The organism is Streptomyces sp. NPDC046876, assembly GCF_040645035.1.
In the GTDB taxonomy this organism is placed as follows: Bacteria; Actinomycetota; Actinomycetes; order Streptomycetales; family Streptomycetaceae; genus Streptomyces.
Genome location: NZ_JBEYXK010000172.1, coordinates 1 through 8,315, shown reverse-complemented (window position 1 = coordinate 8,315; position 8,315 = coordinate 1). Strand labels below are relative to the sequence as shown.

The window sequence follows — 8,315 nt, the reverse complement described above, 5'->3', positions numbered from 1 at the left end:
CACCTTCATGACCGCCGCCCACCCCCCCCGGGGGGGGGGCCCCCGCGGGGGGCCCCCCGCCCCCGCGCACCTGACTTTTCCTGACCTTTGGGAGGAACGTCGTGGCCTCGCACCCTGGGCTGCACGCCGTCACCGCTGCCGCGTTCACCGCCGCAATCCTGCTGGCGCGGTGGGTGGCCACGCGCCCCTGCCGCGACCCGCACGGTGCGAGCGCGGCGAGAGCCCCGTGGCGGCGTGTCCAACCCGAGGCCCACGGGGCCGCCGCAGACGCCGTCGTGATCCGGCCGCCTGACCCGTTCCAGGACCCCGCTTGGCAGGAAGCCGACGCGCACCTCGAACAGTGCTGGAACCAGCTCACCTCCCTCTACCTCCACCACGACGCAGAGCGCCGCATCGTTTGAGGACTTCTTGCAGTAGTGGCCGACGACGGCGCGGCACGAACCCCAGCCCCGGGTCGGGCAGGGCCTCGAAGAGGCGGCGATATCTGCACGCCCCGCCGCGGCACCCATCTCCGCGTACGCGCCCAGCCGGGTACGTACGCCCGTGGACTAGGACGAAGGAGTGCTGCCGGATGACGACGGCCCGCGAGATCATGACCGAAGGCGCTGAGTGCATCGGCGCCGAGGAGAGCGTGCTGGATGCCGCGAGGGAGATGACGCAGATGGGAGTGGGCGCCCTGCCGATCTGCGGCACCGACGACAAGCTCAAGGGCATGCTCACCGACCGCGACATCGTGGTGAAATGCCTCGGCGTCGGCAAGGACCCGGCCACCGTGAAGGCCGGCGAGCTCGCGCAAGGCGAAGCGGTCACGATCGGCGCGGACGACGACGCCGCGGAGATTTTGCGAACCATGAGCAACCACAAGGTCCGCCGCCTGCCCGTCATCGACGGCCACCGCCTGGTCGGCATGGTCGCCCAGGCAGATGTCGCCCGCGCCCTGCCCAACCCCTAGGTCGGCGAAATGTCTTGCGTGAGCAGGACTCTTCCGCGCAGACGAACCGGCGCACCCGTAACGACACCACGACCAGCTTGCCAGCGGTTGGCAGGTCACGAGGGAACCGCAGGGAGGAACCGTGTAGCAGAGAGCTCGGCGGGAGCGGATATGGGAGCCGCGAGCGGACGGTGCGCGGCCGCCTGGGCGGCGGGTGCTGTGGTGAGAAGGGGCAGGGCGGCAAGGAGAAGCGCGGGCAGACCCCGCGACATCAGGTTCTTGATCACCGGCCGGTGATACCGCCCCGGCCGCCATCAGCGGGCGGGACGGCGGGGACCCCATTCCGCCGCAGGAGGGAAATTCACCGGAGAAACGATGCACCCCCACTCCTCAGAGCCGGCCTTCCGGGCCGCCGCCTGCGCCCGTGCCTGCGCCTCCGCTGCCAGCCGCTCCACTGCGCCGCCTGATGCAGGCCGGCGGGCAGCGGGAGCGATGCCTCCTTGAACGTCATACCGCCGGCCGTCAGCTGCCTCGTAGCGGCCTTCACGAAGAGGCTGTATGCCGACACGGCCCGCGTCCTGCCAGACGTTGCGCGCCACGCTCATCTGCGGAGGCTCGACGGTTGATGGCTCGTAGCTCTGCCTCGTCGGGCGACGGGATCAGCTTCCGGGGCGGCGCGTGTCATGCCGCCCCGGGGCCGGGTATGTGTGTCGGCGCAAGGTCACTTATCGAGCGGTCGGAGTGGTCAGGGCCGGTAGAACGTCTCGCAATCGAGTGGGGACGCGGTGGCGTCGTCAAGGCAGACGACGACGTACGCGGCGCCGCCGGGCACGTCTGCGGGGACTGCCGGGAAGTCGTCGAGCGAATACGTCACGTCGCACTTGGTACTGGTGCTCTTGGCGCCGAGGCGGATACCCGAGGCGTCGTACGCGCCGACCCACGCCCTGCGGCAGCCGACGGCCCGGAGTGCTCCGTCGACCCCGACGGAACGGTTGTACCAGGTCAGAGTGCCGCTGATGTAGCTGGCGCCATACGAGACGCCTGTGATGGGCGTGGTCGGGTACGCCGCAGTCTGCGCGCCCGCGGCCGGCGCTCCCAGTACGGTGGCCGCGGTCAGAACGGCGGAGCCGACAGCGGCGGCGAGTTGGGGCTTCAAGTGGTCCTCCAGACGGGACGAGTCGGTTGTCGCCTCACACTCTGGGCAGGTCGACCATCCGTTGCCCATCCTTTAAGCCACCGCTTAAAGGGGCTGCCAGGGCGGTGGGTGCGGCAGTACCTCACACACCTCGGTGCGCTTGTTCGGTGGTGTGTGACAGGGAGGCGACGTTCGTTCGCGGCGTCCTCGCGCCGTCACGGTTGCGTCAGGGCGCCCGTCCACAGCAGGGCCAGCCCGAGCGGGGTGATTCGGTGGAGTACGGAGCCGCCGCGGCGGCTGGTGGTGATCAGCCCCGTGTCGCGCAGCACGGTCGCGTGCTGGCTGGCCGCGGCGGCCGTGACATTGAGGCGGCGGGCCAGTTCGCTCGTCGTGCAGCCTTCCGCCGTCACACGCAGGGCGGCGGCTCGGGTGCGGCCGAGCAGGGACTCCAGGTTCCGGACGGTCGCGCCGTCCGACTCCGCCGCTCCGGTGCCGGTCAGTGGCCGGCGGAGGGCCGGTACGGTCAGGCGGGGTGGCTGAGCGGTGTCGAGCGGGTCCCACAGGAAACTCACCGGGTGCTTCGAGAAGACCGTGGGCGTGATGATGAGTCCCCGCCCCTGGAGGTGCACATCGACTCGGCGCGGGTAGGGGGCTTCGAGCACCGGCGGACGCCAGCGGACCAGTGGTGCACAGATCGAGCGCAGCAGGAGATCGACGCCTCCCTCCAGCATCAGGCTCGCGCTACGGGTGGACAGCGCGACCAGTTCGGACCGTCCTGTGTCCCAGTAGGGCTCGACGGTCAGTCGGTGGCAGGCGCGCAGGGCCTTCGCCAGCTCCCGCAGCGCGTCACGGTCGCCCTCCGCCACCCGTCTGGCCCACGGCAGTTGTCCGGGACGGAAGTCGAGACACTCGATCTCGCGGCGCAGCTGGGACACCGGGGCGTGCAGCAGATTGTCCACGGCGTGGTCCACAGAGGGCACATCGCCTGCCAGGGCCAGCAGATCAAGCCCGGGACCGCGCGTCGGGACCAGGGATGTCAAGGGGAGTGTGTCGGCCCCCGTCCTGCCCGCGACCGCCGAGCGCCAGGTGTGGAGGTGCGTAGGCGCCCGGTTGCCTCTCAGTAGCTCCAGGCTGTAGTAGACCTCGGCCGCGACGCCGATGGTCGCGGCCACCCGGGTCCTGGCGAGGTCTTCCGCCGTGAAGTGAACACGTAACACCTGCCGGTCTCCTGCCGCCGTAGGGGAGTGCGTGAACGCCCCTCAGCCTGCCCCACCTCGTACTGCCCAATCGGGCGTCGAGGCGCAGGACCCGTTCGTCGGCCACGCGTTCGAGCCGGTGAACGCCGTCGCCGTACCGGCTGATGGGATCGCCGCATCACCCGATCAGGGGCCACGCTGAAAAGGACGGCGAGCGGACTGGAGGAGTACCCGGCTCTCGCGGAGGCGATGCGGTCGCTGTTGCGGGAGGTGGCCCGATAGTTGGGAGGTGGCTCCGCTGCCGCCGTATCCGGCGTTCGGCAACCGCGGCCGGTGAGTTTTCCTCCCGGGTACCGGTCTACCGGCGTGTCGCGTGCATCTCCTGGAACAACTCGAACTCGCCGTCCGGGGTGGCGCTGAAACCCTGCCAGTGGAAGGAGGCCGGCGTGACATCGGTGAAGGTCCAACGGGAGCGCGTGCCATCGGAGTCCGCGCCTTCCTGGATCATTCCGCCCGCACCGTCGGACCGGCCGGTCTGGGCGAAATAGGAGGGAAGCTTCGGCGAGATCCACGTGATCCGCCAGAGCCCGGTCGTGACGTCGTACATGCGGACGGTGGTGCCGGGGAACCGGTCGTGGAACTCCGGGCAGAACAGCACGTCCTGCACCGCGCGCCCGCCGAGCACCCAGCCGAAGCGCCATTCACCGGCTGCAGTACGCCACTTCCCCCCACTGGAGCGGTACCGGTTGCTGATGTCCCAGGTCCCGACCAGCCGGCCGTAGAGCATCATCGCTTCCGCGTGGTCCGGGTCCGGACCGTCCGCGGACAGCAGCTCCAGCATCGACTCATGGGACGGCTTCGTCATCAGGGCCTCAGACCTTCTGCTCGGGGAGTCCGTCACGGACGTGACCGGTCCGGAACCTACGCAGGGGTTTCGGCACGGGCAACCCCTTTACGGCCGTTGTGTTCCGCCGGGGTGCGCGACGCCCGGGCGCCTTCCCCCGGCGCGCAGCGGGGACGTGCCCGTCCCGGCGCGTCCGCGTCTATGCTTCCGTTCGTACGGACGCGCTGGGCGGGGGGCACAGTGGTACAGGGAGCACAGGCGGGCGACGTCGTCGGGGGCCGCTACGCATTGGTCCGGATGATCGCCACGGGCGGCATGGGTCGCGTCTGGCAGGCCCACGCCGCCGCTGAGCCGGCTGTGGCCGTGCCCCGTGACCTGCCAGGACTGCGGCCAGTCGGCGGCGACCCCGAGGGCGGTGAAGCCTTCGGGCGCGCCGGGTATGCCGTGCTCGTTCATGGGACCTCCCTGGTTCTCCAGCGGACTTCTGCCAGGCTCGGTGCGCGGCCTGGCCTGCTGTGGAGTGGCCGCGCACGTTCTGGATCCTAGGGGCCGGCACTGACAGTCCCCGGGTGAGCGGTCCGGCGGGGCGGTCAGCTCCAGGGCTGCTGGACCAGCCAGCTGGTGTCGGCGGCCCAGCTGGTGGCGCTGTCCCAGCTGTTGCTGCCGCCGTCGCTCGCTATGTAGCCGGTGTAGGCGTAGTGGCGCAGGTACTTCGCCGGATAGTTGACCGACCGGAAGGAGGACCCCTGGCCGCTGTTGCCCGGGGTGGGGCAGAAGGTGGCGTCCTGGGCGAACGTTCCTCCGCCGTCATCGGCGTTCAGGTAGAGCTGGAAGTTGCGGTGGCGCAGGAACCGGCCGGGCGCGTTGGCGGACTCGAAGGAGAGGCAGGAGGTGTCGGACAGGCCGGCGCGGACGGTCCAGGTCGCCGCGGACTTGGCAGCGGCGGGGCTGGAGGAGTCGAGGGTGGAGAGGACGACCTTGGCGTCGGTGTCGTCGTGGCGGAGGTAGCCGGTGGTGCAGCAGGAGGTAGTGGCCCGCAGGGAGATCCGGGAGCCCGGCGTGAGCGAGCCGGGCGTGCCGGTGGGGGCGCTGCTGTAGCCGGCCGCGGCGATGTTCGCCTGGACGGCGTTCTCGGTGGCGTCGGAGGGATAGCCTGAGGTCATCACGCCCTCGTAGAAGGTGCCGGCGCTGCCGTTGCTGTTGTCACCACCGATGCCGAGGATGATCGCGCCCTGCTTCCTCATCGGGTTGTAGCCGGGGACGTTGGGGCGCACACCGCTGTAGTAGGTCGACAGGCTGTCCGCCTGGGCGTTGCCGCCGCGGATGGCCCACTGGTTGGGGCCGCCCTTGACGATGGCCGTCTGGAACCGGTTGGCGACGCTCGGATCGTTGACGTTGTAGCCCCGGTTCACGCCGGAGAACAGGCCGTTCTCCAGGTCGGCCATGACCCAGGGCCCGGTGCCGGTGCCGTAGCCCCAGCCCTTGTTGTCTCCGAAGTAGATGGCTTCCATGGTGCCGTTGCCGTCGTCGTTGCCTGTGGTCTCGGCGTTGCCGTAGTCGAAGCAGCAGCCGCTGTTGTAGTGCGTGCCGTCCAGCACCGCGTACATGCCCTCCGGCTGGTCGCCGGTCGCGATGCCCGTGGTGTGGTTGTTCCGGTAGCCGGTGCCGGGGGCCACGTAGACGCCGTACGCCTTGTGGCCGGCGAGCGTGACCGGCGCCTCCACGGCGTTGGCGAGGTTGTCGTTGCCGCCTGCGGCCGGGCCGGGGAAGTGGCCCCGGGGGGCCTGGGTGAGGTGGTTGCCCTTGCCGGTCTGGTCGTAGAGGGTGGTGATGACGCAGCTGGTGCCGGCGCAGAACGCATCCTGCGCCGCCGCGTCGGCGTAACCTCCGGCGCCCAGCGGGTTGATGTCCTTGACGGCGTTGTCGGAGGCGCGCCTCACCTGGTAGAGCGGGCCGTTGTAGTCCGCGTACAGGGCACGGGTGGTGCTGTGGGCGGCCACGCAGGGAGTGGCGCCCGCGGCGTAGATGTCACAGGGGCCCTGGGCGACGGCCTGCGAGGGGCTGGTCGCGGCCATGATCAGGCCGGCGGCGAGCACGGCGGCGGAACAGGCCGCGCGCACCGCGCGCCAGCCTTTGCGGGGCCATGGTCCGGTCATGTGGTTCTCCTTCACGGGCGGTCGGTCTTCAGCCCCGGGGGGGCGGTGGCGGTCCGGCGGGTGTCCCGGGTCCAGGAGCCGGGGTCGACCCCGGCGTCGGCACGGCCGCCGGAGGGCGGCCCGTGCTCCGGGTCCGCCGGCGTCGTGGTCGGGGGTTCCGCTCGGCACTCCCCCGCCCGGGTCGGGGGCGAAGCAGCGGTGGGCGGGTTCGGGCCGCTGGCGGACGCGGGTGTCGCCGCTGCCCGTCGTCCGGTCGTGGACGCGGGTGACGGGTCGGCGGCGGCCGGCCGTAGGGAATGGGCAGGGCGCGGGTGGTGCTCTGCGCCGTGGCGCAGGGCGTTGCACTGCCGCCGAGTCGGCCGGTGTCGGGCAGGGTGTCGTCTCCGCCCTCGGCAGCGCTCCCGGGCGCGGCTCGGCCAAGATCACGCGGTCATGGACGGACTCCTTCGCCGAACGGAAGAGGAGTGACTTTTCCCGCCACATTTGTTAGCGCTAACAATCTGTGTCGGAGCGATGCGCACGAAATAGCGGCTTCAGGGGCCTCACTATGGCCACCGCGCCGGAGTGCAGTCAAGGCCCGTGCACCGAAAGCCCCATCCGCCTCGCACGCGGACCCTCCCCCGCCGTCGCGATGCGTCATCAGTAAGTGCTGGCAAGTTAGTTGGGATCTTTGGCGCGAAGCCTCACAGTCGACCGCACTCCTGGACGGGCCTGGAGGCCAGGGAGGCGAACGGGGCCGAGCGACGGTCCGCCGCAGCCCTTCACGCCTGCCGTCTCGCCGCGCCGCATCAGTCACTGCGAGCCGATTTGTGAGCGCTCACAGAACTCCACTACGCGCCTGTCCGACCCGGCCCGTGCCTCCTGCTCGGTAAGACAGAGCCATCCGATTCCAGCCGCCAGGCGGACTTCGGGGGCCTCCGCCCGGTCGTACCACCGCTCGCGCAGCCACGTGACGGTCGCCGGGTGCGGGTGGGCCCGGGTGATCTCGGCGATGGCAAAGAGCAGGGCGGCGCGGACCATGGCATCACGCTCCGCGGCGAACCCGTTGGCCAGGGCGGTGCGGACGGTGTGGTTGGGGTCGGCGGCGGTCGCCAAGACGTAGGCAGCGTCGACGCGGACGCCGGGGTCGAAGTCGCCGAGGAGGGGCAGGAGCGCGGGGGTGTCGGTGGTGATCGCGGCGCGGGCGGCGGGCACGGACTGCGCGGCGACGTACGGCCGGTCGTTGCCCACAGTCGGCCGGGTAGCCGGTCACTTCGTAGTCGTCGTCGGGGGCATGGCGGCGGGGACCGTTGCGGTGGAGGAGGAGTTCCTCGCGGGAGGCGACGCCGTGGTGCCGGGCGCGGGCCAGGCCGGGCCGGGCCGGAAAGGACGCTCAGGGCGGCGGCGCGGTGTGGGTGGTCGTTGTCGGTGGCGAGGGGGGTGAGGAACGGTACGGCGAGGGAGGCCGCGGCCCGGCTGTCGTTGGCGCGCAGGCCCCACAGCACGCCCGTCGCGTCCATGCCCGTTTCGCTGTCGGTGCGCAGGAGGTGAACGGCCTCCCGGGCCCCGTGCCCGTGCGGGAATTTTCCCATGGGACGGCGCCGAGGTGCAGGCCGTGTCGGGGCTTGGGCAAGATGCCGGCCACCACCGCCCGCACGTCGAACGGGCCACCCGAGAACGAGCCCAAGTTCGCCCCGTCCGCCACTTCCCGGCACATCGTGAACGTCGGATCGGTCCGCCCATCCCCCAGCACCACACCCCCACCGTCGAACCCTCGACAACGTAATCGCCGCAGAACCGCCGGTCGAGCCGGATCGTTACCTCAAGTTTCGCCAAGATCCAGTGACACCGCGGCGGCAGCATTCTTAGCTTCCTCTTACACGCGTCTTGACGCTTCTACGTACCCCGCGGTTCCACGCGCACCGGCGATCCCGCTCCGCGTCCCGCGTCCCCGAGGAAAGAGTTGCAACATGAAGGTTCCCAAGGCTGGTGCGATGGCCGCTGTGATCGGCCTCGCCCTGACCGCCACCGGCTGCGGCGGCGACGAAGGACCCAAGGGGACCCTCTCCATCGG

General features: G+C 70.8%; 7 protein-coding genes. 2 read left to right on the top strand and 5 right to left on the bottom strand.

Going from position 1 to position 8,315, the window contains the following annotated elements:
* The first annotated feature begins 101 nt into the window (after window positions 1–101).
* Together ABZ924_RS37385 and ABZ924_RS37380 are read left to right on the top strand one after the other, a co-directional pair.
* Window positions 102–401: a hypothetical protein gene (locus ABZ924_RS37385; protein WP_361920004.1), complete on the top strand. Its 300-nt coding sequence runs from the start codon at window positions 102–104 to the stop codon at window positions 399–401.
* A gap of 170 nt (window positions 402–571) precedes the next feature.
* Window positions 572–952: a CBS domain-containing protein gene (locus tag ABZ924_RS37380; RefSeq protein ID WP_361920002.1), complete on the top strand. Its 381-nt coding sequence runs from the start codon at window positions 572–574 to the stop codon at window positions 950–952.
* 724 nt (window positions 953–1,676) lie between these two features.
* Here the strand turns inward: ABZ924_RS37380 and ABZ924_RS37375 are convergent.
* From ABZ924_RS37375 to ABZ924_RS37355, 5 genes are all read right to left on the bottom strand, one after another.
* Complete coding sequence (locus ABZ924_RS37375; RefSeq protein ID WP_142147171.1) at window positions 1,677–2,087, bottom strand: hypothetical protein; 411 nt, start codon at window positions 2,085–2,087, stop codon at window positions 1,677–1,679.
* A gap of 194 nt (window positions 2,088–2,281) precedes the next feature.
* Window positions 2,282–3,283: a winged helix-turn-helix domain-containing protein gene (locus tag ABZ924_RS37370; protein WP_361920000.1), complete on the bottom strand. Its 1,002-nt coding sequence runs from the start codon at window positions 3,281–3,283 to the stop codon at window positions 2,282–2,284.
* Between the two features lie 337 nt (window positions 3,284–3,620).
* The gene (locus ABZ924_RS37365) at window positions 3,621–4,127 is read right to left on the bottom strand and encodes a hypothetical protein (RefSeq protein WP_361919998.1); all 507 of its coding nucleotides are present in this window, start codon (window positions 4,125–4,127) and stop codon (window positions 3,621–3,623) included.
* Between the two features lie 569 nt (window positions 4,128–4,696).
* A complete protein-coding gene (locus tag ABZ924_RS37360) occupies window positions 4,697–6,262 on the bottom strand; it encodes an alpha-L-arabinofuranosidase B (RefSeq protein ID WP_361919996.1) in 1,566 nt (521 codons plus the stop codon).
* Window positions 6,263–7,054: 792 nt separating this feature from the next.
* Window positions 7,055–7,492, bottom strand: a complete 438-nt coding sequence (locus tag ABZ924_RS37355) for a hypothetical protein (protein WP_361919994.1) — start codon at window positions 7,490–7,492, stop codon at window positions 7,055–7,057.
* Window positions 7,493–8,315 lie beyond the last annotated feature (823 nt).